Origin of the sequence: Pseudoxanthomonas sp. SE1 (assembly GCF_029542205.1) — a bacterium.
Lineage (GTDB): Bacteria > Pseudomonadota > Gammaproteobacteria > Xanthomonadales > Xanthomonadaceae > Pseudoxanthomonas_A.
The window spans coordinates 3444579-3468550 of record NZ_CP113783.1 but is presented as its reverse complement, the minus strand read 5'-3'; the positions used below and the strand labels follow the sequence as shown (position 1 = coordinate 3468550).

General features: G+C 66.5%; 20 protein-coding genes. 16 read left to right on the top strand and 4 right to left on the bottom strand.

The window, feature by feature from the left end; translation table 11 throughout:
• The first annotated feature begins 123 nt into the window (after nt 1–123).
• The 5 genes from OY559_RS16365 to OY559_RS16345 all read left to right on the top strand — a co-directional run bounded on the left by OY559_RS16365 (nt 124) and on the right by OY559_RS16345 (nt 4967).
• The gene (locus OY559_RS16365) at nt 124–984 is read left to right on the top strand and encodes a YicC/YloC family endoribonuclease (protein WP_277727305.1); all 861 of its coding nucleotides are present in this window, start codon (nt 124–126) and stop codon (nt 982–984) included.
• Nucleotides 981–1598 carry a guanylate kinase gene (gmk, locus tag OY559_RS16360; RefSeq protein ID WP_277727304.1) on the top strand — a complete coding sequence of 206 codons (618 nt, stop codon included), beginning with the start codon at nt 981–983 and terminating at the stop codon, nt 1596–1598. The genes OY559_RS16365 and gmk overlap by 4 nt, the downstream gene beginning before the upstream one ends.
• A gap of 214 nt (nt 1599–1812) precedes the next feature.
• Nucleotides 1813–2112 carry a DNA-directed RNA polymerase subunit omega gene (gene rpoZ / locus OY559_RS16355; RefSeq protein WP_142125611.1) on the top strand — a complete coding sequence of 100 codons (300 nt, stop codon included), beginning with the start codon at nt 1813–1815 and terminating at the stop codon, nt 2110–2112.
• A 138-nt stretch (nt 2113–2250) separates the two neighbouring features.
• Nucleotides 2251–4422, top strand: a complete 2172-nt coding sequence (locus tag OY559_RS16350) for a RelA/SpoT family protein (RefSeq protein ID WP_277727302.1) — start codon at nt 2251–2253, stop codon at nt 4420–4422.
• Nucleotides 4423–4583: 161 nt separating this feature from the next.
• Nucleotides 4584–4967: a RidA family protein gene (locus OY559_RS16345; protein WP_277727301.1), complete on the top strand. Its 384-nt coding sequence runs from the start codon at nt 4584–4586 to the stop codon at nt 4965–4967.
• A 92-nt stretch (nt 4968–5059) separates the two neighbouring features.
• Here OY559_RS16345 and OY559_RS16340 read toward each other — a convergent pair whose 3' ends face one another.
• The gene (locus tag OY559_RS16340) at nt 5060–6097 is read right to left on the bottom strand and encodes an AraC family transcriptional regulator (protein ID WP_277727300.1); all 1038 of its coding nucleotides are present in this window, start codon (nt 6095–6097) and stop codon (nt 5060–5062) included.
• Between the two features lie 119 nt (nt 6098–6216).
• Between OY559_RS16340 and OY559_RS16335 the strand changes: the two genes are divergently transcribed.
• The 7 genes from OY559_RS16335 (at nt 6217) to OY559_RS16305 (ending at nt 16285) form a co-directional block, all read left to right on the top strand.
• Nucleotides 6217–7452 (top strand): parallel beta-helix domain-containing protein, encoded by a 1236-nt coding sequence (locus OY559_RS16335; protein WP_277727299.1) that lies wholly within the window; start codon nt 6217–6219, stop codon nt 7450–7452.
• A gap of 9 nt (nt 7453–7461) precedes the next feature.
• Nucleotides 7462–8637, top strand: a complete 1176-nt coding sequence (locus OY559_RS16330; RefSeq protein ID WP_277727298.1) for an SO2930 family diheme c-type cytochrome — start codon at nt 7462–7464, stop codon at nt 8635–8637.
• A 36-nt stretch (nt 8638–8673) separates the two neighbouring features.
• Complete coding sequence (locus tag OY559_RS16325) at nt 8674–11124, top strand: TonB-dependent receptor (RefSeq protein WP_277727297.1); 2451 nt, start codon at nt 8674–8676, stop codon at nt 11122–11124.
• 86 nt (nt 11125–11210) lie between these two features.
• Complete coding sequence (recG, locus tag OY559_RS16320; protein WP_277727296.1) at nt 11211–13316, top strand: ATP-dependent DNA helicase RecG; 2106 nt, start codon at nt 11211–11213, stop codon at nt 13314–13316.
• 163 nt (nt 13317–13479) lie between these two features.
• Nucleotides 13480–14418, top strand: coding sequence for a nucleoside hydrolase (locus OY559_RS16315; protein WP_277727294.1), 939 nt, complete (start codon nt 13480–13482; stop codon nt 14416–14418).
• 74 nt (nt 14419–14492) lie between these two features.
• Complete coding sequence (locus tag OY559_RS16310; RefSeq protein ID WP_055940095.1) at nt 14493–14735, top strand: type B 50S ribosomal protein L31; 243 nt, start codon at nt 14493–14495, stop codon at nt 14733–14735.
• Between the two features lie 260 nt (nt 14736–14995).
• Entirely contained in the window at nt 14996–16285 is a 1290-nt protein-coding gene (locus OY559_RS16305; RefSeq protein WP_277727293.1) for a citrate synthase, read from the top strand.
• 75 nt (nt 16286–16360) lie between these two features.
• Here OY559_RS16305 and OY559_RS16300 read toward each other — a convergent pair whose 3' ends face one another.
• The 3 genes from OY559_RS16300 to OY559_RS16290 form a co-directional block, all read right to left on the bottom strand.
• Nucleotides 16361–17395, bottom strand: a complete 1035-nt coding sequence (locus tag OY559_RS16300; RefSeq protein WP_277727292.1) for an aldo/keto reductase — start codon at nt 17393–17395, stop codon at nt 16361–16363.
• A 106-nt stretch (nt 17396–17501) separates the two neighbouring features.
• A complete protein-coding gene (locus OY559_RS16295; protein ID WP_277727291.1) occupies nt 17502–18158 on the bottom strand; it encodes a hypothetical protein in 657 nt (218 codons plus the stop codon).
• A gap of 106 nt (nt 18159–18264) precedes the next feature.
• Nucleotides 18265–20691 (bottom strand): penicillin-binding protein 1A, encoded by a 2427-nt coding sequence (locus OY559_RS16290; protein WP_277727290.1) that lies wholly within the window; start codon nt 20689–20691, stop codon nt 18265–18267.
• Nucleotides 20692–20907: 216 nt separating this feature from the next.
• On the opposite strand from OY559_RS16290, the gene OY559_RS16285 reads away from it, so the two are divergent.
• From OY559_RS16285 to OY559_RS16270, 4 genes are read left to right on the top strand one after another with little or no spacing between them, the layout of a single operon-like run.
• Nucleotides 20908–21966 carry a pilus assembly protein PilM gene (locus OY559_RS16285; protein ID WP_142125624.1) on the top strand — a complete coding sequence of 353 codons (1059 nt, stop codon included), beginning with the start codon at nt 20908–20910 and terminating at the stop codon, nt 21964–21966.
• Nucleotides 21966–22757: a PilN domain-containing protein gene (locus tag OY559_RS16280; RefSeq protein ID WP_277727288.1), complete on the top strand. Its 792-nt coding sequence runs from the start codon at nt 21966–21968 to the stop codon at nt 22755–22757. The genes OY559_RS16285 and OY559_RS16280 overlap by 1 nt, the downstream gene beginning before the upstream one ends.
• Entirely contained in the window at nt 22754–23443 is a 690-nt protein-coding gene (pilO, locus tag OY559_RS16275) for a type IV pilus inner membrane component PilO (RefSeq protein WP_277727287.1), read from the top strand. Before OY559_RS16280 ends, pilO begins: the two co-directional genes overlap by 4 nt.
• Nucleotides 23443–23967 carry a pilus assembly protein PilP gene (locus tag OY559_RS16270; protein WP_277730034.1) on the top strand — a complete coding sequence of 175 codons (525 nt, stop codon included), beginning with the start codon at nt 23443–23445 and terminating at the stop codon, nt 23965–23967. The genes pilO and OY559_RS16270 overlap by 1 nt, the downstream gene beginning before the upstream one ends.
• The last annotated feature ends 5 nt before the right edge of the window (nt 23968–23972 follow it).

Here is a 23972-nt window from a genome sequence, read left to right as displayed (position 1 = left end):
ATCCGCGATGAGGGGGGCGAAGTCTAGCAGTCCGTGCCGTTCGGGCTGGTTGGTCCGGCCGGGCCCGGTCCGCGCCACGCAGGCTGCTAAGATGCGCCGCTCACTGGTCCGATGGGCACCTGCATGATCCGCAGCATGACGGCGTTCGCCACTGCCGAGCGCGCCACCGAGGGCGGCTCGCTCGCCGCCGAACTGCGCGCGGTCAACCACCGTTTCCTTGAACTGGGTGTCCGCCTGCCGGACGAACTGCGCGTGCTCGAACCGGCGCTGCGCGAACGGGTCGCCTCGCGCGTCTCGCGCGGCAAGCTGGACCTGACGCTGCGCCTGCGGGCGCCGGAAGGCGGGGGTGCCCTGCAGATCAATCCCGGTGTCATCGCACAGCTGTCGGAGCTCGCGCTGGAACTGTCCTCGCGCCTGCCCAACCTGCGCACCGATCTGACCGACCTGCTGCAGTTCCCCGGCGTGCTGCAGAGCAAGGGCGTGGACATGGACGCGCTGCAGGCCGAGGCGCTGGCCTTGCTGGACGCGGTGCTCGACCAGTTCGTCGCGGCGCGCGAACGCGAGGGCGGCAAGCTGGTGGCGGCGATCCTGGAGCGCGTGGATGGCATTGCCGCGCTGGCGGCCGAGGTACGGACCCTGATCCCGCACATCCGCGCGGGGCAGCGGCAGAAGCTGGAACTTCGCCTGGCCGACGTGGCGCAGAACATGGAGCAGGGCCGGCTGGAGCAGGAACTGGTGCTGTGGTTGCAGAAGCTCGACGTGGACGAGGAACTCGACCGCCTCGACAGCCACATCAAGGAGATCCGCCGCGTCTTCACCCAGAAGGAACCGCAGGGTCGGCGGCTGGACTTCCTGCTGCAGGAATTCAACCGTGAAGCGAACACCCTCGGCTCCAAGTCGGTCGACGTCCGCACCACCAACATCGCCGTGGAGCTGAAGGTGCTGATCGACCAGATCCGCGAACAGGCGCAGAACATCGAATGAAGCGCGGAACCCTCTACATCGTCGCGGCCCCCTCGGGCGCGGGCAAGAGCAGCATCGTCAATGCCGTGCTGGCGCGGGACGAGGATATCGCGCTGTCGATCTCGTTCACTTCGCGTGGCGCGCGTCCCGGTGAACGGCATGCGCAGCACTACCACTTCATCAGCGCCGACGAATTCAAGGCGATGATCCGTGCAGGCGACTTCTTCGAGTACGCCGAGGTGCACGGCGACTGGAAGGGCACCGCGCGCCAGTCGGTCGAACCGCAGCTCGCGGCAGGCAAGGACGTGCTGCTGGAAATCGACTGGCAGGGCGCCCGCCAAGTGCGCGAGAAGGTGCCGGACGCGGTCAGTGTGTTCATCCTGCCGCCCTCGCGCGACGCGCTTGAACAGCGCATGCGGGCGCGCGGGCAGGACAGCGAGGAGGTCATCCAGCGCCGGCTGGCGGCCGCCCGCGAGGAAATGTCGCACTACGCGGAATTCGACTACGTGATCGTCAACGATGTGTTCGAGACCGCCGTCGAGCAGATGCACGCCATCTTCACCGCCAGCCGACTGCGCCGCGAGGCGCAGGATGTCCGGCACGCCGGCCTGATCGCCACCCTGCTGGCGGAATGAAGGTAGAGCCGAGCTTGCTCGGCTCCGCACGCCATCCAGGATGGGAAGGTCAGGTGCAAGGAGCAGCGGAGCGAGCTCCGCACTACTGGATGGCGGCCCCGTGCGTCTTAAATCCTTGATTTGCAAGGGAAGGCTTGCGTATCCGGGCTCGCCCGCCTACAATCGACGCCCTTTCCCCATTCACTGGGCGGCCAACAGGCTGCCGGGAGCCCGCATGGCCCGCATCACCGTTGAAGATTGCCTGGAAGTCGTCGATAACCGTTTCGACCTGGTCACGATGGCTGCCAAGCGCGCCCGCCAGTTGGCGAACGGCGTGGAGCCGACCATCGACAACAGCGAACACCAGGACAAGCCCACCGTGCTGGCGCTGCGTGAAATCGCCGCCCGCAGGATCGACAACGACCTGATCGACCGCGTCGAGAAGGCCGAGCGCGAGCGCGCCGAGCGCGAAGCGCTGGAATGGGCCGCCGCCGAAGTGGTCGCCGACGACGACCTGTCCAAGGGCGACGATTGATCGACCCCGCCTCGGGTTTCCATCGAAACCGGCGATGACCAGAAAGCCCGCGCAAGCGGGCTTTCTGCGTTCCAGGCAGGCGCGCATCGGGCAGGCGCGCGCGTTGCCGTTGCGACGTGACTGGCATAGGCTGGCGGCATGAGTTCAGGTCGCATCGCCAAGGCAGTCCGCAACCCCGCTTCGCCGCGCGACGAAACGGTGCCGGAGTACGTCGCGCAGTTCGAGAAGACCGCGCGCTACCTGCCCAAGGACCAGCTGCCGCTGCTGCGACGCGCATGGGAGGTCGGCGCCGCCGCGCATGTCGGGCAGACCCGCAAGTCGGGCGAGCCCTACATCACCCATCCGGTGGCGGTGGCGGGCGTGCTGGCCGAACTTGGCATGGACGCGGAAACGCTGATCGCGGCCATCCTGCACGACACCATCGAGGACACGCCGCTGACCGGTGCGGAGATCGCGGCCGAGTTCGGCGAGTCGGTCGCCGAGCTTGTGGAAGGCGTCACCAAGCTGGACAAGCTGAAGTTCCGCGACCGTCAGGAAGCGGCGGCCGAGAGCTTCCGCAAGATGCTGCTGGCCATGTCGCGCGACCTGCGCGTGATCATGATCAAGCTGGCCGACCGCCTGCACAACATGCGGACCCTCGGTGCACAGAGCGCCGAGGCCCGCGGGCGCATCGCCCGCGAGACGCTGGAGATCTACGCGCCCATCGCACAGCGGCTGGGCATGAACCTGGTCAAGTCCGAACTGCAGGACCTGGGCTTCCGCGCGCTGCATCCGTGGCGTCACGCGGTGATCGAAAAGCATATCCGCAGCCAGCCGGTGATGCGCCGCGAATCGATGGCGCAGATCGAGGCGCATCTGTCGCAGCGGCTGGCGAAGGAAGGCATCGAGCATCGTCTGGTCAGCCGGGTCAAGACGCCCTGGAGCATCTACAACAAGATGCAGGGCGAAGGGAAAAGCTTCGACCAGGTGATGGACGTGTTCGGGTTCCGCGTCGTGGTCGATTCGGTGCCGTCGTGCTACCACGCACTGGGCGCGGTGCATGCGCAATACAAGCCGTTGGATGGACGATTCCGCGATTTCATCGCCATTCCCAAGGCCAACGGATACCAGTCGCTGCACACGGTGCTGTTCGGACCCTACGGTTCGCCGATCGAAGTGCAGATCCGCACCACCGAGATGGACCTGATCGCCGAGCGCGGCATCGCGGCGCACTGGACCTACAAGTTCGGTACCGACACGCCCAACAGCGCGCAGAACCGCGCGCATGCGTGGATCGTCGAGCTGATCGACAACCAGCACGCAGCGGGCTCGTCGCTGGAGTTCCTGGAGAACGTCAAGGTCGACCTGTTCCCGGACGAGGTCTACCTGTTCACGCCGAAGGGGAAGATCCTGTCGCTGCCGCGCAATTCGACCGCGCTGGATTTCGCCTATGCCGTGCACACGGACGTGGGCAACCAGGCCGTGGCCTCGCGCGTGGACAAGAAGCTGGTGCCGCTGCGCACCAAGCTCGCCAGCGGGCAGAGCGTGGAGATCATCACCGCCAAGTCGGCCGCGCCCAAGCCGCAGTGGCTGGAGTTCGTGGTCACCAGCAAGGCGCGTACCGCGATCCGGCACCAGCTCAAGCAACTGGAGCACGAGGATGCCGTACAACTGGGCCACCGCATGCTGGACCGTGCGCTGGAGGACCTGGACAGTTCGCTCGAGCGGCTGCCGCAGCAGCGTCTGGAGGCCTTCCTCACCGAGCACAAGTATCCGCGCCTGGAAGCCTTCCTGGCGGACGTGGCGCTGGGCAACTGGATGCCGGCACAGGCGGCGCAGGCGCTGACCGCGTTCGCCGAACTGCGTGCCGGCGGCCACTCCAAGCACTCGCAGGAGAAGATCCTGATCACCGGTGGCGAGCGCGGCGTGGTCAGCTTCGCGCAGTGCTGCCAGCCCATCCCGGGCGACGAGATCATGGGTTACCACACGGCCGGCAAGGGCATCGTGGTACATCGGCTGGATTGTCCCAACGTTACCGAATTCCGCAAATCGCCCGAGCGCTGGGTGCCGATCGCCTGGGACGCACGGGTCACCGGCGACTACGACGCCGCCCTGCTGATCGACGTGGAGAATCGCCCCGGCGTGCTGGCGCAGGTCGCGGCGGCGGTCGCGAAGAGCCAGTCCAACATCGAGCGGGTCGAATACCTGGAGCGCGACATCAACGTCGCCGTGCTGCGCTTCTCGATCCAGGTACGCGACCGCAACCACCTGGCGGAAGTGATGCGACGGCTGCGGCGCCTCAACGTCGTGCACGGCGTGCGCCGGCAGTGACGTAGGGCGGGCCCAGGCCCGCCGTCGTGGCGCCCATGTTCGCAATGGCGGCGATCCGCTTGGGTTGCCTGTTTCCATCAATGCGAAGGTGATCGGGTCGCGCGCGATGGCGGGCCTGGGCCCGCCCTACGTAGAATCGGCTATCCACTGAGGAGTCGCCCATGACCAAACAGATCATCCAAACCGACCAGGCGCCGGCCGCCATCGGTCCGTATTCGCAGGCCGTGCGCGCGGGCAATACCGTGTACTTCTCGGGGCAGATCCCGCTGGATCCGGCCACCGGCAATCTGGTGGAAGGCGACATCGGCGCGCAGGCCCGCCGTGCTTTCGACAACCTCAAGGCCGTCGCCGAAGCGGCGGGCGGCTCGCTGGACCGCATCGTGCGCCTGGGTCTGTACCTGACCGACCTGTCGCAGTTCGCGGCGGTCAATGCGGTAATGCAGGAATATTTCGCCGCGCCTTACCCCGCACGTTCGACGATCGAAGTCTCCGGCCTGCCGAAGGGCGCCGCTTTCGAAGTCGATGCGGTGATGGTGCTGGAGTGATCGTGGAGACCCCGTAGCGCCGGGCTTGCCCGGCGCCGGATGCCATCCGGCAGGTTTGCGCGAGAACGAAAGGCGGCGGAGCAAGCTCCGCTCTACGTGGGGCGTCGTCGCGTGTCGCTGGGCGTGTGCCCGGTCCAGCGCTTGAACGCGCGGCGGAATTCACGCACGTCGTTGAAGCCTATCTGGCTGCCGACGGTGGCAATGGTCGTTTCTTCGTCGTGCAACAGCTCCAGCGCGCGTTCCGTGCGCACGCGGTCGTGCACTGCGCTGAAGCTGGTGCCTTCCTCGGCGAGCTGGCGGCGCAGCGTGCGCTCACTGAGGTGCAGTGCGGTGGCCACGTCGGTCATCTGCGGGTTCTCGCGCAGGCGCGGGCGCAACTGCCGCTCCACCGCCGCGGTGGTCTCGCCACGCAACGACATCGCCGTCAGCTGTGCCTGGCACAACGCGAGCGCCTGCCGTGACGTCACCGGGTTGTAGCTGGCGAACGGCAGTTCCAGCCAGCGACGGTCCACCACCATGGCGTGCCGCGGCTGGTTGAAACGGACTTCGCAACCGAACAGGTCGTCGTAGCGGGCAGCGTAGCGGGGTGCGGGATAGCCGAGTTCCAGCCGTAGCGGGCGGAATTCCGGGCCCGCCAGTTCGCGCGCCAGCATCAGCGTGCTGGCGAACATTTCCTCGCAAAGGAACGGCAGCAGGTCGTTGGCCTCCTCCGGCGCCGTCGCGATCACGGCCAACGCGCCTTCATCGCGATCCTCCAGTTCCAGGTCCATCAGCGGCCCCAGGTTGCGCTGGTATTCGAGGCCGATCTGCACCGCATCGCCGAACGTGGGCGCCGTCTTCATCGCCAGCCCGAGCAGGCCGAAGTTGCCGCCGTTCTGCTTTCCGCCCATGGCCAGGCCGACGCCATCGATGGGCAAGGTGGGCAGGGCGCGGCGGATGATCTCGCTGGCCTGGCGGTAGGACACGCGGGCCTGCGGGTCGTGGATCTCCTGCACGTTCAGGCGCATGCCCGCGAACCAGCTCTCGGCATTCACGCCGAATTCGCCGGCAAGCAGCACCAGCCCGCAGAGCATGTTGGTAGGCAGATTGGCGATCGACAGGGGATTGCCCAGTCCGGTTTTCCAGCGCATCGAAGCCCCTCCAGCTTGTCCGCTTTCCCCCCCTTAGTATGCCGCTCCCGCCCTCCGTGTCACACATGCCCGCCCACCAGACTGGCCTGCACTACGCAGGCGTATGGGAGGGGAGACTCATGCAACGCAACATTTCCTTGGCGATGGCCGGCGCATTGGCGTTGCTGGCGGCGGGCTGCCAGCCAGGGACACCCGCGACCGATACCGTCGCGGCCGCCGATGCAGGTTTCGCCGCCACCCTGCAGGAGCGCCTGCTGGACGCCAAGCCGGGCGATGTCATCGAGATCCCGGCCGGCCGCCACAGCTTCGACCGCAGCCTCAGCCTGCGTGCCGACGGTGTGACGATCCGGGGCGCCGGCATGGACAAGAGCGTGCTGAGCTTCAAGGGGCAGAAGGCGGGCGCGGAAGGCCTGCTGGTGAACGGCAACGACTTCACCATCGAGAACCTCACCATCGAGGATTCCAAGGGCGACGGCCTCAAGATCAGCGAGTCGTCGAACATCACCATCCGGGGCGTGAAAGTGCAATGGACCGGTGGCCCGAGCACGAAGAACGGTGCCTACGGCATCTATCCGGTGCTGACGAAGAACGTGCTGATCGAGGACACGGTGTCCATCGGCGCGTCCGATGCGGGGATCTACGTGGGCCAGTCCGACGGGGTGATCGTGCGCCGCAGCCGCGCCGAACAGAATGTCGCCGGCATCGAGGTCGAGAACACGATCAACGCGGACGTCTACGAGAACGTGGCCACCGGCAACACCGGCGGCATCCTGGTATTCAACATGCCCGGCCTGTCACAGCAGGGCGGCAACATCCGCGTTTACAACAACAAGGTGATCGCCAACAACCACGAGAACTTCGGCGCCAAGGGCACGCCTGTGGCCAGCGTGCCGGCGGGCTCGGGCATCGTCATCAACTCCAACGACGACATCGAGGTCTTCGCCAACGAGATCCGCGACAACGCGACGGCCAACATCATCGTGTCCAGCGTGTACTCCACGGGGTACAAGGACAGCAGCGCCTCGCCGAACTTCGATCCTTACCCCGAGCGCATCTTCATCCATGGCAACACCCTGTCCGGCGGCGGGGATTCGCCCGACGGCTTCGACCTGAAGGCGCTGAAGGTGGCGGTCTACGGCCTGCGCGGCAGCTTTCCCGACGTGCTCTGGGACGGCTACTTCAACAAGGATCGCCTGGTGGACGGCAGGAAGATCGGCCCGCAGATCTGCCTGCGCGATGTCAGCGGCGTGGTCAATGCCGACGGGCCCGGGGGCTACAAGAGCCCCGGCAAGGACATGAAGTCGCACGATTGCGAACTGCCGCGCCTGCCGGCGGTCGATCTGAAGCGCGGTTGAGGACGACGCATGCGGCATCGGTGCACGGCGTTCCTCCTGCTGCTGGCAGCGGGCCTGGTGCTGGTGGCCTGCCAGCCTGCATCCCGTGTGCATTTCATTGCCGAAGGGCAGCCGGCAACGCTGGCGGAGTGGGGCGTGTTGCGGGTCGAGGACGGCTGGTTGCGGCTCAATGAGGGCGTGGTGCCCTACGACCTCAACACGCCGTTGTTCAGCGACTACGCGCACAAGCTGCGCACCGTCTGGATGCCGGTGGGCATGGCAGCCACGTATCAGCCGGACCGGAGTTTCGACTTCCCGGTGGGCACGATCCTCAGCAAGACGTTCTACTACCCGTTGCCCGCAGGCAAGGCATGGGATGGGGCATCGGTCGCGCGCACGCCGCCGTCATCGTCTTCGCTCGAAGGCGAAGCGCTGGACCTGGCGAAGGTCCGCCTGATCGAAACGCGCCTGCTGGTGCACCGTGCGGAAGGCTGGGTCGCGCTTCCCTACGTATGGAACGACGCCCAGACCGGAGCCACACTGAGGCGCACCGGCGAACTGGTCACGCTCGACCTGGTCGATGCGCATGGCGGCCGTGAAGCCGCGAATTACCAGGTGCCCGACCAGAACCAGTGCGGCGGCTGCCACATCACCGACAACAAGTCGCGCAAACTGCTGCCGATTGGGCTGAAGGCGCGCCACCTCAATCGCGACTTCGAGTATGCGGCCGGTCGCGACAACCAGTTGGCCCACCTCGCGCGCGTCGGCTATCTGAGTGGCGTACCCGCGCAACCGCCGCGGCTGGCAGACGCGGCCGATCCCCGTGCATCCCTCGATGCGCGCGCGCGTGCCTACCTCGACATCAACTGCGGGCATTGCCACAGCGCCACCGGTCCGGCCATCACGTCCGGCTTGTGGCTGGATGCGGGTACGCAGGACCGCCTGAAGCTGGGTTTCTGCAAGCAGCCCATCGCCGCGGGCAAGGGCACGGGCAACCGGCTGCACGACATCGTGCCGGGCAGCGCGGAGGCGTCCATCTTCGATTTCCGCATGGACAGCGACGATCCCGCGATCATGATGCCCGAGCTGGGCCGGTCGGTCGTCCATCGCGAGGGTGTCGAACTGATCCGCGCGTGGATCAATGCGCAGCCGGGAAGCTGCGATGCAGGGAATGAAACAGACATTCAACCGCCGCCGGCCGTCTGAAGCCGGTATCCGCACAACGCTTCTCGGGAGGGAGTGATGAAAGTGATGCAACGGAATCTGGTCGTGGGGCTGCGTCGCGCGCTGTTCGGCGGCTGCGTGGTGCTGGGTACGGGCGGCACGGCCTGGGCGCAGGCCACGCCCGAGGGTGAGCAGCAGGCGACCGATCTGGACACCATCACCGTGACCGCGCAGAGCCGTTCGCAGGAACTCCAGGACGTGCCGATCGCGCTGCAGGTGGTGGATCAGCAACTGCTCGACGACGTGGCGGCCGAGAACCTCGGCGACATCGACGCCTTCGTGCCCGGCCTGGTGGTGGATGCCGTGCAGCCCACGCAACCTTCGTTCCGGCTGCGTGGCGTGGAGACCAGCGACTTCGGCATCGGGACCGACCCGGCGGTGGGGATATTCGTGGATGGCGTGTACGGCGGCCGAGGCGGTGGCGTGCTGCTGCCGTTCCTCGACGTCGAGCGCATCGAGGTGCTGAAGGGCCCGCAAGGCACGCTGTTCGGCCGCAACACAGCAGCGGGTGCGATCTCGCTGGTGACGCGCCGGCCGCAGGACGAAACCGAAGCGCGCCTGCGGTTGCGACTGGGGAACTACGGCAAGCAGTACGCCGATGCGATGTGGAACATTCCCACCAGCGAGACGTCCGCGTTGCGCGTCAACGCGCTGTTCAACCACAGCGATGGCTGGTTCCAGGATGGCGCGACGGGCAAGGACCTGGGGGGAGAGAACGTATGGGCGGCGCGCGCAGCCTGGCAGGTCCGCATGGGCGAGAACACCACCGCGCTGGTCAGCTGGGACCACGAGAGCCTTGACCAGAACGGCCGGGTGACCACCGGCATCGTGCCGTTGCCGGCCTACCCGCAGCGCCCTCCGGTGCCCGTGGATCCGGACGACTACTTCGATCCGCGCGAGGTTCCGACCTACAGCGATGCGGAGAACGCCGAGTGGCGCACGTTCGACGGCGTCACCCTGATCGTCGACCACGCGTTCACCTGGGGCAACCTGACGTCGACCTCGTCGTGGCGGCAGTACGATTCGCTGAACCAGACCGAGGAGGACGGCACCAACCGGGCCGACCTGTACATCGATTCGGTGAATACCGAAAGCAACGAAACGTTCTACCAGGAGTTCAAGTTCGCCGGCAGCAACGCGCGCCTGGACTGGGTGGCCGGTGCCAGCTTCTTCAAGGAGGACGCCGACCAGACCAGCGAGGTCAACACGAATACCGAGGCGGTGGACAACATCGTGCGCAACCTCGGCATCGCGCCGACGCCGGATGGCAGCCTGTTCGGATTCACCTCGTTCCTGGCGCAGAGCGTGGGTATCCCGGTGTCGCTGGTGGGCGACCGCTGGAACGAGCGTTTCACCAATACCTTGTCGACCACCGCGTACGCGGCCTTCGGTGACGTGATCTGGCGCGCGTCCGACAAGCTCAACCTGACCTTCGGACTGCGTTACACGCGCGACGAGAAGGACTTCACCTGGCTCAACACGCCGCGCAATGCGCCTGAACTGGAAGGCAAGCTGGACCTGCTGGAGTCGCTCGGGTTCTTCGCGGCGCTGGAGCAGATGGGGATCCCGATCACGCGTGAACTGCTGACCTTCGACATGGCCTTCATCGATCCGCCGGCGATGGTGAACAAGGGCGTGCTGGTGCGCGACAAGCGCAGTTGGAGCGATGTCAGTCCGCGCTTCGTCGTGGACTACCACCTCAACGACAGGACGATGGTGTTCGGTTCGCTGGCCAAGGGCTACAAGGCCGGTGGCTTCAATGCGCTGCAGATCGGGCCTGCGTTCGAGAACGAGGACGTATGGAACCTGGAGGCAGGCATCAAGCAGTCCTTCGGTCGCTTCTCCTACAACGCGTCGCTGTTCCACTACCGCTACGACAACCGCCAGTCGATCCGATTGATCGATCCCGACCCGAACAACCCGGTCGACATCCCGCGCTTCGTGTTCGATACCGGCGACCTCGAGGCGACCGGCATCGACTTCGACATGCGCTGGAAGGTGACGGATGCATTCTCGCTGGATGCGCAGGCCGAATGGATCGATTCCAAGTACAAGGACTACGTGACGCCGGAAGGCATCGATCTGGATGGCGAGCCGACCGGTGAGCCGCGGTTCACTGCCTCGATCGGTGCGGCGTATCGCGTGGACCTGGCCGGTCACGGCGATCTGCGCTTCTCCGCACGCCATGCCTACCGCGGGCGCAGCCGCTGCAATGCCGGGTCGGACCTGCAGGGCGACTGCGGCGTCAACGCGCTGCTCGACATCGGCGAGGCGCGCGACCGCACCGACATGCGGATCGGCTGGACGGCGCCGAACGGCCATTGGAGCTGGGCGATCTATGGCAACAACGTGTTCGACAACCAGTACGTGAAAGGCCTGAACACCTACGGGCGCGGACCGCTGGGCGTGGTGGGCGCCACCATCAGCGAGCCGCGCACCTACGGCATGGAAGTGGTCGTGAAGTTCTGAGCCGCGCGGAGACGCGCTGGACGTGGGCCCCGGCATCGTGAGGTGCCGGGGTTTTTGTTTCGGGCCGTTCCCGGCATCCTTGTGCGATGCCTGCACGTCGCGACACGCCGCCCATCGAACTTTCCGCCGAACCGTTGAGCCGCCTGCCGGGCGTGGGTCCGCGCGTGGCGGAGAAGCTCGCCGCCCGCGGCCTGCTGACCATGCAGGATCTGTGGCTGCACCTGCCGCTGCGCTACGAAGACCGCACCGCGCTCACGCCGATCAGGCAATTGCAGCCCGGCGTGCCCGCGCAGGTCGAAGGTCGGGTCGAGGCCGTGGAGCGCGGCTTCCGCTACCGGCCCGTACTACGCGTGGCCGTGGGCGACGAATCGCATGGCACGCTGGTGTTGCGTTTCTTCCATTTCCGCGCGGCGCAGGTGGCGCAGTTCGCCGTGGGTGCGCGCATCCGCTGCTACGGCACGCCGAAGCCGGGGCAGCATGGCCTGGAGATCGTCCATCCCAGCTACCGCATATTGGGCGAAGACGACGACGCGGCCCTGGGCGAGGCGCTGGATCCGGTCTATCCCGCGATCGAGGGGCTGGGGCCTGCGAGCATCCGCAAGCTGGTCGGCCAGGCGCTTGAGCGGCTGCCGGACGATGACCGCCTGGAACTGCTGCCGGCCTCCCTGCTGGACGGGTTGGGCCTGCCTTCACTGCGGCAGGCCCTGCTGACCATGCATCGTCCGCCGCGCGATGCGGATGTCGCTGCACTCGCACTGGGCACGCACCCCGCGCAGCGCCGGCTGGCGATCGAAGAACTGCTGGCCCATCACCTGAGCCTGCGTCGGCAACGACTGGCCTTGCAGCAGCACCGCGCGCCCGCGCTGAAGGGAAAGGGCGCGCTGGTGAAGGCGCTGGTCAAGGCGTTGCCGTTCACGTTGACGGGCGCGCAGCAACGCGTGTTCGCGCAGATCCGCGAGGACATCGCCAAGCCGTCGCCGATGCTGCGGCTGGTACAGGGCGACGTCGGCAGCGGCAAGACAGTGGTGGCCGCGCTGGCGGGCATGCTGGCAGTCGAAGCCGGCAAGCAGGTGGCGCTGGCGGCCCCGACCGAGTTGCTGGCCGAGCAGCACCTCGTCAACCTGCGCGCGTGGCTCGAACCCCTGGGCGTGCGCGTCGCGTGGCTGGCCGGCAAGGTCACCGGCAAAGCCCGCGCGACCGTACTGGCACAGGTGGCGTCGGGCGAAGCGCAGGTGGTGGTCGGCACCCATGCGCTGATGCAGGAGGCGGTGACGTTCCATGATCTCGGCCTGGCCATCGTCGACGAGCAGCACCGCTTCGGCGTGCACCAGCGATTGGCGCTGCGCGACAAGGGAGCAGGGAGCGACCGTGTGCCGCACCAGTTGGTCATGACCGCCACGCCGATTCCGCGCACGCTGGCGATGGCGGCCTATGCGGACCTGGATGTATCGGCCATCGACGAGCTGCCGCCGGGCCGCACACCGGTGCAGACCGTCGCGCTGAGCGCGGAGCGACGGCCGGAGCTGGTCGAACGCATCCGCACGGCCTGTGCGGAAGGGCGGCAGGCGTACTGGGTCTGCACGCTGATCGACGACAGCGACGAGGTGGTCGCACAGGCGGCACAGACAACGTTCGAAGCCCTCTCCGCATCATTGTCGGAAGCCCGCGTCGCGCTGGTGCACGGACGCATGAAGGCGGCAGACAAGCAGGCCACGATGCGCCGCTTCAAGCAGGGTGAGGTCGATCTGCTGGTGGCGACCACGGTGATCGAAGTCGGCGTGGACGTGCCCAATGCCTCGCTGATGATCATCGAGAACGCGGAGCGGCTGGGCCTGGCGCAGTTGCATCAGCTGCGTGGGCGGGTCGGCCGTGGCGCCACCGCGTCGACCTGCGTGCTGATGTACCAGCCGCCGCTGTCGATGATGGCCAAGCATCGCCTGGCGACGATGCGCGAGACCAACGACGGTTTCGTCATCGCCGAGAAGGATCTGGAACTGCGTGGCCCGGGCGAACTGCTCGGCACGCGGCAGACGGGACTGGCGGCCTTCCGCGTCGCCGACCTGGCGCGCGATGCCGGCCTGCTGCCGCAGGTGCACGCACTGGCGGAGCAGTTGCTCGTCGACGCACCGGTGGTGGCGGACCGCGTGATCCATCGCTGGGTGGGCGGTGCAGCGCGGTACGCGTCCGCGTAGGTTGCTTCTTGTAGGAGGGGTTTCAGCCCCGATGCCTTTCGATCAGGCTTCAGTCGGCTGACCGAAGAGCCTCGGGGCTGAAGCCCCTCCTGCATGACGCGCATGCTTCCATGGCGCCGCCGGCGGTGCGAGACTCGGTGGCCGAAAAGACGAAGAGAAGAAGATGACGGACAGGATTCCCTTGCTGATCGATACCGATCCCGGCGTCGACGATGCGCTGGCATTGCTGATGGCGTTCAACGATGCGCGCCACGACATCGTCGGCCTGACCATCGCGGCCGGCAACGTGGGCCTGCAGCACACCGTGCGCAATGCGCTGAAACTGTGCGAAGTCGCGGGCCGTGATGACATTCCCGTGTTCGCCGGCGCACCCGCGCCGCTGCTGCATCCGTCGCCGGATGCGGGCTATGTGCACGGGCAGGATGGCTTCGGCGATGTCGGCTACCCGCCGGCCGCACGCCAGGCGGAAGCCGAGCACGCGGCGCTGGCCATCCTGCGCCTGTCGCATGAGCACGCGGGCCGGCTGGTGCTGGTCGCACTGGGGCCACTGACCAACATCGCGCTGGCGCTCAAGCTGGACCCGACGCTGCCGCAGCGGATCGCGCGCTTCGTGGTGATGGGCGGTGCGGTGACCTGCCACGGCAACATCACGCCGGCGGCCGAGTTCAATTTCTACTTCGACCCGGAGGCCGCGCACCTGGTGCTGGAAGCGTTCGAGCGCTACGACCTGGCCGACTGGGAGGCCACCATCGCCCACGGTCTCCATCATGAGCGGGTGACGGAATGGCTGCGGGCGGATTCCGACCGCGCCCGCTTCTACGACCGCATCTCCGAGAAGACCCGCCTGTGGTCCGCCGATCGTCGCGGCGACCACTGGTACGCGGCCGACGCCCTGGCCATGGCCTTCGTGCTGGCGCCGGAAGGGGCGCTGGAACTGGCCGAACGGCCGCTGGCCATCGAGCTGGCGGGGGCCCACGCCCGTGGCGCGTCCATCGTGGACTGGCGCCGGGAAGGCGGCCGGCCGGACAGCGCCAACATCCTGCTGCGCTACGACCAGCAGCGGTTCGAGGCGTTGATCCAGGCCGCCCTGGCGGCGGCCTGACACGCGGGTTGCGCCGGACCGGGAGGGCGGTCTACAATGCCGCTCTTCCATTCCCGCGACACGGTGTGCCCGCCATGAAGGCCGACATCCATCCCAATTACCGCGAAGTCGTCTTCCACGACGTGACCTCCGATTTCAAGTTCCTGACTCGCTCCACGCTGGGCAGCAAGGAAACGACGAAGTGGGAAGACGGCAACGACTACCCGCTGATCAAGGTCGAAATCTCCTCGGCTTCGCACCCGTTCTACACGGGCAAGCACAAGGTCATCGACACCAGCGGCCGCATCGACAAGTTCCAGAAGCGCTACGCGCGCTGATCGAACCGTCGTTTGCCTGATCCGCCTGCGGCCGCGCCTAGTGCGCGGCCGTTCGCGTTTGCGCGTCCCAGATCATGCGTCGCAACGGAACGCACGGTTGCGCGAGCGGCCTCATTCTTTGGTCTGACGCTGGTGCTGTATCGAGCGACGGCTCCAAACCCGCTGTGCGATAATTCGGGTCATCCAAGGTTCACTCCCTGGACTCCCGTCCCGCGCCGCCCGGCTACCGGCCGGCGTTACCCCACGAAGGAGCGCACACTGTGTCCGAACTTGACCAGGTCACGCTGAATGCCGGCGACAAATCCGTCGTCCTGCCAGTCCTGAAACCCACGCTTGGCAACGACTGCGTCAACATTTCCAAGCTGACCAAGGAAACGGGTCTTTTCACCTACGACTCCGGATTCACCGCCACCGCCAGTTGCAAATCGGCCATCACCTACATCGATGGCGACAATGGCGTGCTGCTTTACCGCGGCTACCCCATCGAGCAACTGGCGCAGCATTCCAGCTTCCTGGAAGTGTCGTACCTGCTGATGAACGGCGAACTGCCGACCAAGGAAGAGTTCGCCGGCTTCGAGCACGAAGTCACGCATCACACGATGATGCATGAGTCGCTGAAGAACTTCCTGCACGGCTTCCACTACGACGCGCACCCGATGGCCATGCTGGCCGGCACGGTCGCCTCGCTGTCGGCGTTCTACCACGACACGCTGGACCTGGAAGATCCCGAGCAGCGCCGCCTGGCCGCCATCCGCCTGCTGGCGAAGATGCCGACCCTGGCTGCCGCGGCCTATCGCTATTCGATCGGCTGGCCGATCCGCTATCCGCGCAACAACCTCGAGTACGTCGACCGCTTCCTGCACATGATGTTCGAAGTGCCGAGCGAGCCGCTGGAACTCAATCCCGTGGTCGCCAAGGCGCTGGACCTGCTGTTCATCCTGCACGCCGACCACGAGCAGAATGCCTCCACCTCGACCGTGCGCCTGGTCGGTTCGACCGGTGCGAATCCGTACGCCTCGGTTGCCGCCGGCATCACCGCGCTGTGGGGCCCCGCGCATGGCGGGGCCAACGAGGCCGTGCTGAAGATGCTGGAGGAAATCGGCGATGCGAAGAACGTCGCGTCCGCCGTCGACAAGGCCAAGGACAAGGAATCGGGTTTCCGCCTGATGGGCTTCGGCCACCGGGTGTACAAGAACTTCGATCCGCGCGCCAAGATCATCCGCGAGATGACCCACAAGGTGCTGGGCGAACTGGGCGTGGACGATCCGCTGCTGGAAGTGGCGATGAGGCTGGAAGAGGCGGCGCTGAAGGACGAGTACTTCATCCAGCGCAAGCTGTATCCCAATGTCGATTTCTACAGCGGCATCATCTACAAGGCGCTGAAGATCCCCACCGAAATGTTCACCGTCATGTTCGCCATCGGCCGCACCGCCGGCTGGGTGTCGCACTGGCTGGAACAGCAGGTCGATCCGGAAGCGAAGATCGGCCGTCCGCGCCAGATCTACACCGGCTACGCGCCGCGCGATTACGTGTCGCCCGACAAGCGCTGAGGCTTCCCGCCATGCAACGAAGAGGGCCCCGCGAGGGGCCTTTTTCTTTGCGCGCCCGGCGCGGCCCCCCCCGGGTCAGCGCACCGGCACCTCCGGCAGGTCCAGCAGCGCCAGCTTGCCGCCTCGCAGGCGTGGGGCGCTGACGGCGACGATGTCATGCGGGAAGCCCGCCCGGATAGCGCTGGCTTCGTCCAGGCGTGCGCGCTGCGCGGGGCTCAGCGTGATCGTGGTTGCCGACAGATTGTCCGCCAGCTGTTCCGGCGTGCGGGGCCCGATGATGGGCAACACGCCGCGGCCCATCACCCATGCGATGGCGATCTGGCCAGGCGGAAGTCCGGTTTCTTCCGCGACGGCCAGCACCGCATCGACCGTCGCCGTCTTGCGGGCGTCGCTCTCGCCGTGGATCACCACGCCGAGGCCCTGTGCGCGTCCGGTTTCACCCTTGCGGTATTTGCCTGTCAGCAGTCCGCCGCCGAGCGGCGACCAGCCCACGGTGCCCAGGCCGAAGGCGCGGGCCATCGGGAGCAACTCGCGCTCCACGGTCCGTTCGACCAGGCTGTATTCGATCTGCACCGCAGAGATGGGCGCCCAGCCGCGCAACTCGGCGAGCGTCGCGGCGGTGGCCACGCGCCAGGCGGGGAAGTCGGACAACCCCGCGTAGACGATCTTGCCGGCCCGTACCAACGCATCCAGCCCGCGCGCGATCTCCTCGATCGGCGTGTGGCCGTCCGGCATGTGGACCCACAGCAGGTCGATGCGGTCGGTCTTCAGGCGACGCAGGCTGCCCTCGACCGACTGGATCATTGCCTTGCGACTATTGCCTGTGTCCTGCAGCCCGGCGTCGGCACGCGCACCCAGCGAAAACTTGGTGGCGAGCACCACGGCGTCGCGATCTCCGCCAATGAACTCGCCGACCATCTCTTCGGACTGGCCGAACTGGTACTGGTCGGCGGTATCGATGAAATTGCCGCCGGCGTCGCGATAGCGGGCGTAGATGCCCGCGGCTTCGTCGCGGTCGCTGCCGTAGCCCCAGCCTTTCCCGAAATTGCCGGTGCCCAGCGCCAGCGCGGAAACGCGCAGGCCGGTGTTGCCGAAGACGCGGTAGCGCATGCTTCCTTCTCCCGACGATGCCGCCCCAGCAAGTTGCGGGCCTGCGATGCGGGAAGTGGACGCCGGTCAGGTGGCGGCGTCTTGCACGGCGTTGCGCTTTGCCGGCTCAGCGTTGGGGCGTGCTGGATTCGTAGCTGGCGATCTCCTCGTTGGCAAGCAACTGCCGCAACTGGGTGGCGGAGGCCCGTTTCATCGGCCTCTCGTCCACGCTGGAGAGGGGCGCCTGGCGCAATGCGTCGTGCGGCAGGACGGTCAGGTCGAAACCCAGCTCCTCGGCGCTGAATACCCACACCGGCAGGTCCGCCACGCGTTCCCGGTCGATGCGCAGACGGCGTTCGCGCGGTTCCGCCGGAATGCGATGCTCTTCGAGGAAGCGGGTGACGGCATCCGGGTCGTCGCTGTGGACGTGCAGGTGGACGGGCGTGTTCGCATCGGCCGTGCCTTCCAGCACCGGGCCCACCAGGCGTGGCGAGAATCCCGCCAGGAATTCCATAGCGCGCAGCGCGGCTTCACGGCGTTGCCGCAGGCCCACCGCATGCGCCTCGCCGACGAACAGGCGCTGGTACTCGCGCAGCGCGTCCTCGATCTCGCGGTTGCGGGGCAACGACGCGTCATCGTGGATGCCGAGCCGGTTGGCCGCCTTGAGTTTGGCCTGGTGGAAGTCGCGGATGCCGCCTTCGGCCATCAGCCGGGCGGCCTCGTGGGCGAGCCGCTGGCGGCGTTCGCGGGTGCGTGTTTCGGCGTGCTGACGGGCGTGGTGCATGGAGAGCCTCCGCGTCGAAACTGACCGCGAATGTACACCATGCGCCCGACCTGTCCATGACGGCGCCTCGGCGCCGTCATGCGGTCTTCATCGATCCGGCGGGCCGTCAGAAGATGTCGAACGCTTCCTCGTCCGGCACCGCGTCTTCGGGGCCGTACAGGTCGTAGTCCTGGATGCGATCCATGTCTTCGACCTTCACCCATTCGGTCACACCGTTCAACGTGGCCTGCACCATGCCGTCGGGCGGATCGTTGAGCGCGACCGGCTTGTCCTTGAGGGCCGCGCGCATGTAGTCGATCCAGATCGGCAGGGCGGCCTTGCCGCCGTACTCGCGATAGCCCAACGACTGGAAGTTGTCGCGACCCACCCAGACCACGGTGGCGTACGTGCCGCCGAACCCGCCGAACCACGCATCCCGGTGGTCGTTGGTGGACCCGGTCTTGCCGCCCACGTCCTCGCGTCCCAGTACCTTGGCAGCGGTGCCAGTGCCACGCTGGACCACATCGCGCATCATCGACACCAGCTGGTACGCGGTGCGCTCGTCGATGGCGCGCGGCGCGGTGAGGGCATTCGGGTCGGCGGGCTTTTCTTCTTCCCTGGGCTTCTGTGGACTGGCGGCAGCGACGGGCTTGGCGGCATCGGCAGGACCGAAGTTGAAGCCGTCCACCACCTGGCTGGCCGGTGTACTGCTGCCGTGCTGACCCTGGCCGCAACTGCGACAGGCGACGGTGGGGTTCTCCTTGAACACCACGTTGCCTTCGCGGTCCTTCACTTCATCGATGAACCACGGCGTCACCCGCGAACCGCCATTGGCGAACACGGCATACCCGCGAGCCACGGAGAGCGGAGTCAGCGAGGCGGTACCCAGCGACATCGACAGATTGGGCGGCAATTCGGCTTCCTCGAAACCGAACTGGCTGATATAGGTGCGCGCGAACGGCACGCCCATGCCGTCCAGCAGGCGTACCGACACCAGGTTGCGCGACTGCACGAGTGCTTCGCGCAGGCGCATCGGGCCGCGGAAGCCGCCGCCATCGTTCTGCGGGCGCCACATGTGGCCACGGCGGTCGCGGAAGACGACGGGCGCGTCCAGCACGATCGATGCGGGGTTGAAGCCCTTTTCGAACGCCGCCGCATACACGAACGGCTTGAAGCTGGAGCCCGGCTGGCGTCGCGCCTGGGTGGCGCGGTTGAATTTGTTGCCGGCGAAGCTGTAGCCGCCGACCAGCGCGCGCAGGGCGCCGTTGTTCGCGTCCAGCGATACCAGCGCGGCCTGTGCGCGCGGGATCTGGTCGACCACATACGTGCCTTCTTCCTTGCCCGCCTTGATGCGGGCCATGTCGCCGCGCTTGAACAGCTTTGCGGGCGTGCGGCCGGTCCATTTGCTGGCGGCGGCAGGCAGGATGAGTTCCTTGCCATCCGCCATCACCACCGTCGCACTGCCGTCAGCGGCGGTACGCGCCACCACCACGGGGACCAGGCCGTTCTGCGCGGGCACGCCCCGCAGGTGCGCGGCCAGTGCGGTCGCATCCGCGTCTGCGCCCACGTCGAAATGCTGTTCAATCCCGTTCCAGCCATGGCGGTGGTCGTACAGGCCCAGGCCGTCGCGTACCGCGTCGTTGGCCGCGGTCTGCAGCGTGGCATCCAGCGTGGTGGTCACGTGGTAGCCCTTGGTCAGCGCCTCGGGCCCGAAGCGCGCGATCATCTCCTGGCGCACCATCTCGGTCACATAGGGCGCATGCACCTCGATCGGGCGCTCATGCGGTTTGGCGTGCATGGGCTCGGCCTTGGCCTGGGCGGCATCGGCAGCGCTGACGTAACCATCCTCGCGCATGCGCTCGACGACATAGGCGCTGCGCTGCTGGTTGCGGCCGGGATTGCTGATCGGATTGCCGCTGGAGGGGAATTTCAGCGCACTGACCAGGGTGGCGGTCTCGGCCAGGGTCAGCTGGTCCAGCGTCTTGCCGTAGTAATACTCGGCGGCGGCGGCCACGCCATAGGAGCGGTTCCCGAAGAAGCTCTTGTTGAGGTACAGCTCCAGGATCTCGTCCTTGGTCAGCATCTTCTCGATGCGGATGGCCAGCATCATCTCCACCAGCTTGCGGGTGTAGCTGTACTCGGAGCTGAGGAACCACTGCCGGGCCACCTGCTGGGTGATGGTACTGCCGCCGGCCACGCGGCCTTCCTTGCGGCTGACGATCTGCCAGACGGCGCGGGCGATACCCGTGGGGTCGATGCCGTTGTGTTCGTAGAACTTGCTGTCCTCGGCTGCGACGAAGGCCTGCTTGACCCGGGCCGGGACCTTCTCGATCTGGACGGGATAGCGCCGGATTTCGCCGTAGAGCCCCATCAGCCGGCCGTCGCTGGCATAGATGTAGAGGGGTTCCTGCAGCTCCACGCTCCGCAGGGACTGGACGTCCGGGACCTTGGACGAAACCGTGTAGTACAGGACCCCCAGGCCGACCAGGCCGGCGAGGGCAAGTATCAGGAACGTGATGAGGGTCCAACGGAGAAGACGACGGAAACGGGACATCCAGTGCTTTCCGATTGCAGAATTCGTAACGGCAGAGTATAGATGACCGCCGGGATCGCCACAGGTGATCCCAAGGGGAACAGGGACTTGGGGAACAACCCTCGTGAAACGTGACAAGCCGCACAGCCACGTCAACGTCGGTTGCCAAGAGTAAAAACTTGGTTATTAATGTCGGCGCGTGTCGTGCGCCCAGTGCCCGTCGGAAGGGGAAAGACCGTGGGGCTAATCCCAAAAAGCCAGTCGTCGCTGATCGGCGTCGATATCAGTTCGACTGCGGTGAAGCTGCTGCAGCTCTCGCGTGTGGGCAACCGTTACCGGGTTGAGCACTACGCCGTCGAGCCGCTGCCGCCCAATGCCGTGGTCGAGAAGAACATCGTCGAGGTGGAAGCCGTCGGCGAGGCCATCCGTCGCGCGGTGAACCGTGCCGGCAGCAAGGCCAAGCATGCCGCCGCCGCGGTCGCCGGATCGGCGGTGATCACCAAGATCATCCCGATGCCTGCCGACCTGGACGAGAACGACCTGGAGGCCCAGGTCGAGCTCGAGGCCGTCAATTACATCCCGTATCCCATCGAGGAAGTGAACATCGACTTCGAGGTGCTGGGCCCCATGCCCAACAACCCGGAGATGGTGCAGGTGCTGCTGGCCGCTTCGCGCTCGGAGAACGTGGAGCTGCGGCAGTCCGCACTCGAACTCGGCGGCCTGACCGCCAAGGTCATGGACGTGGAAGCCTTCGCGGTGGAGAACGCCTTCGCCCTGATGGCCAACGATCTGCCCGTCCCGCAGGACGGCGTGGTGGCGCTGGTCGACATCGGCGCCACGATGACCACGCTGAACGTCCTGCGCCGTGGCCGCAGCCTCTACAGCCGCGAACAGGTGTTCGGCGGCAAGCAGCTGACCGACGAAGTGATGCGGCGGTACGGACTGACGTATGAAGAAGCCGGTCTGGCCAAGCGCCAGGGCGGTCTGCCGGAAAGCTATGAAGTCGAAGTGCTGGAGCCTTTCAAGGAGGCGACGGTCCAGCAGATCAGCCGCCTGCTGCAGTTCTTCTACGCGGGCAGTGAATTCAACCGCGTCGACCAGATCGTCCTGGCGGGCGGCTGCGCCGCGCTGGCCGGCCTGCCGGAAATGGTGGAAGAGCAACTGGGCGTGCCCACCGTGGTCGCCAACCCGCTGGCGCAGATGACCCTCGGCCCGCGCGTGCAGGCGCATGCGCTGGCACAGGACGCTCCCGCGCTGATGATCGCCACCGGCCTGGCTTTGAGGAGCTTCGACTGATGGCAAGAATCAACCTACTCCCGTGGCGTGCCGAACGCCGCGTCCAGCGACAGCGCGAGTTCTACGTGATGCTGGGTGCAGCGGCGATCGCGGGCCTGCTGCTGTCCTTCCTGCTGTGGTTCCACTATGACGGCCAGGTGTCCGGCCAGACCGAGCGCAACGACTTCCTCAAGGATGAAATCGCCAAGGTCCAGGCACAGAACAAGGAAATCGAGCGCCTCGACGAGCAGAAGCGCCGCCTGCTGGCGCGCAAGGACGTGATCGAGAAACTGCAGGCCAACCGTTCGCAGATGGTGCACCTGTTCGACTCGCTGGTGCGGACCATTCCGGACGGCGTGATGCTGGCCAACATCAAGCAGGAAGGCGAAGTGCTGACGCTGCAGGGGCGCGCGCAATCCAACGCCCGTGTCAGTACCTACATGCGCAACCTGGAAACCTCCGGCTGGATGACCAAGCCTGAGCTGTCGATCATCGAAGCCAAGCCGGAAGAGGTCAAAACGCTGACCAACACCGGTGCAGGCAGCGCGCTGCCCTACGTGTTCACGCTCCAGGTGCGGCTGGCGAATCCCACGGCGGAACAGGAAGCGGAAACGGCCGCCGCCGGCACCACGCCCGCCGATCCGAACGCCCCGGCCACCACGCCTGTCCCGGCAGCGCCGCTGGAAGGTCAGCCTTCGGCGCCCGCACCCGCACCCGCACCCGCACCCGCACCCGCCACACCCGCGCCCACCACCCCGACACCGGCGGCGCCCGCAGGCAGTTCGCCCCAGGCTTCCGGGAGCAACACATGAGCCAGAAGACGTCGCTCAAGAACCTGGACATCAACAACATCGGCGCGTGGCCGCAGAACGCCAAGATCGGATTCTGTGCCGTGCTCGCCGTGTTCATCCTGGTCCTGTCCTACTTCCTCTTCGTCAAGGGGAAGGTGGAGACACTGGATTCGCTCGAGCAGGAAGAGGTGCGCCTGCGTCAGGACTTCGAGAAGGAACAGGCCAAGGCCGCCAACCTCGAACCCCTGAAGCAGCAGCTCGCCCAGATGGAGCAGGTGCTCCAGCAGATGCTGCGCCAGCTGCCCAGCAAGACGGAAATGCCCGACCTGATCATCGACATCTCGCAGACCGCGTTGTCCAGCGGCCTGACCAACGAGTTGTTCCAGCCGGAGCCCGAAACGCTGAAGGAGTTCTACGCCGAGAAGCCGATCCAGCTGCGCATGGTGGGCAACTACCACCAGTTCGGTGCCTTCGTCAGTGGCGTTGCATCCCTGCCGCGGGTGGTGATCCTGACCATGCACGACATCTCGCTGCAGCCGAAGGAAGGCAAGGGCGGCATCAATCGCGGCGCCCTGGAGCTTTCGGGCACGGTCAAGACGTATCGCTACCTGGACGAGACCGAGGTTGCGGAGCAGGAAGCTGCGGCGGCTGAAGCTGCCAAGGCGAGCGGCAAGGGCAAGGCGCCCGCGTCGGGAGAGAAGCAATGATGCGCAGCAATTGGCACTTTATGATCCTGGCCGCGGTCGTGCTGACGTCCGGTTGCGCCCGCGGCATTACCAGTACGCCGGGCGATGCGCCGAACCTGCGCGCCTGGGTGGAAGACGTGCGCGCACGCCCCGCGCCGCCACTTGAACCGCTGCCGGTGATGCAGCAGTTCGAAACCTTCGAATACGCGGCACAGACGCTGCGGGATCCTTTCAGCAACGCCTGGAGCAATACCGACGGGGGCGGGCTGCGGCCGGATCCTGACCGGCGCAAGGAAACACTGGAGCAGTACCCGCTGGACAGCCTGGACATGGTCGGTACGCTCGGCAAGGGGGCAGGTCTGGTGGCACTGGTGATGGGACCCGACAAGGTCACCTACCGGGTACGTCCGGGGAACTACCTGGGGCAGAGCGATGGCCGGGTCACCTCGGTCCGCGAAGATGGCTTGGAACTTGTCGAACTAGTGCCGGATGGCGCAGGCGGATGGCTGGAACGGCCGGCGTCGATTGCGCTTGAAGATCAATGATTGGG